At 77.5% G+C, this 284-nt stretch carries 1 pseudogene; it reads left to right on the forward strand.

Annotated features, from left to right (window positions below):
* Positions 1 to 186: pseudogene (locus ACLQ29_RS35540) on the forward strand (transaldolase); the annotation flags it as partial.
* Between the last annotated feature and the right edge of the window lie 98 nt (positions 187 to 284).

Here is a 284-nt window from a genome sequence, read left to right on the forward strand (position 1 = left end):
GTCGACATGCCCGACGTGATCGCCAAGCTGGAGCGCGAGGGCGTGGAGAAGTTCGAGGCGAGCTGGCAGGAGCTGCTCGACGGGGTCCGCAAGTCCCTCGCCGCCGCAGGTCAGGGCAGCGGGCGGCCGAGCCAGGCCGCCGAGGGCAACGCGCAGGCCGCCCAGCAGGCCGGGGGCAACGCGTGACCGATGGTCGTGGGCGCGCCCCGGGGCACCGCCCCGGGGCGCGCCGCGCCCCCGGCGTAAACGCCATCGGCGGGCATGCCACCGCCCGGCGGACCACC

The sequence above is a fragment of the Micromonospora sp. DT228 genome, from assembly GCF_049841595.1.
GTDB lineage: Bacteria > Actinomycetota > Actinomycetes > Mycobacteriales > Micromonosporaceae > Micromonospora.